Genomic DNA, 867 nt, shown 5'->3' on the forward strand with positions numbered 1-867 from the left:
GACGGCCCCATGCCGCAGACTCGTGAGCACATCCTGCTGTCCCGTCAGGTAGGTGTACCGTTCATCGTTGTGTTCCTGAACAAAGCGGACATGGTAGACGATGAAGAGCTGCTTGAGCTGGTAGAAATGGAAGTTCGTGACCTGCTGAGCCAGTACGACTTCCCGGGTGACGACACTCCGATCATCACCGGTTCTGCCCTGATGGCTCTGGAAGGTAAAGACGACAACGAGATGGGTACTACCGCTGTTAAGAAGCTGGTAGAAGCTCTGGACGACTACATCCCTGAGCCGGAGCGTGCCATCGATCAGCCGTTCCTGATGCCGATCGAGGACGTATTCTCCATCTCCGGTCGTGGTACCGTAGTAACTGGCCGTGTTGAGCGTGGCATCATCAAGGTAGGTGACGAAGTGGAAATCGTGGGTATCCGCGACACCACCAAGACCACCTGTACTGGTGTTGAGATGTTCCGCAAGCTGCTGGACGAAGGTCGTGCCGGTGAGAACGTAGGTGTTCTGCTGCGTGGTACCAAGCGTGACGACGTTGAGCGTGGTCAGGTTCTGTGTGTACCGGGCTCCATCAAGCCGCACACTGTGTTCGAGTGTGAAGTGTACGTACTGTCCAAAGAAGAAGGTGGTCGTCATACTCCGTTCTTCAAGGGCTACCGTCCGCAGTTCTACTTCCGGACCACTGACGTGACCGGTTCTTGCGAACTGCCGGAAGGCGTAGAAATGGTAATGCCGGGTGACAACGTGAAAATGACTGTTACCCTGATCGCTCCGATCGCCATGGAAGATGGTCTGCGCTTCGCGATTCGTGAAGGCGGCCGTACCGTTGGTGCCGGCGTGGTATCCAAGATCATCGAGTAA

The 867-nt window shown here is 55.7% G+C and carries 1 protein-coding gene; it reads left to right on the forward strand.

What is annotated here, in order from left to right; all coding sequences use genetic code 11:
* Positions 1–867, forward strand: an 867-nt coding sequence (tuf, locus tag H3Z84_RS06910; RefSeq protein ID WP_199456946.1) for an elongation factor Tu, incomplete at its 5' end; no start/stop codon positions are given.

Source organism: Marinobacter sp. bablab_jr003 (genome assembly GCF_016464245.1).
Lineage (GTDB): Bacteria > Pseudomonadota > Gammaproteobacteria > Pseudomonadales > Oleiphilaceae > Marinobacter > Marinobacter vinifirmus.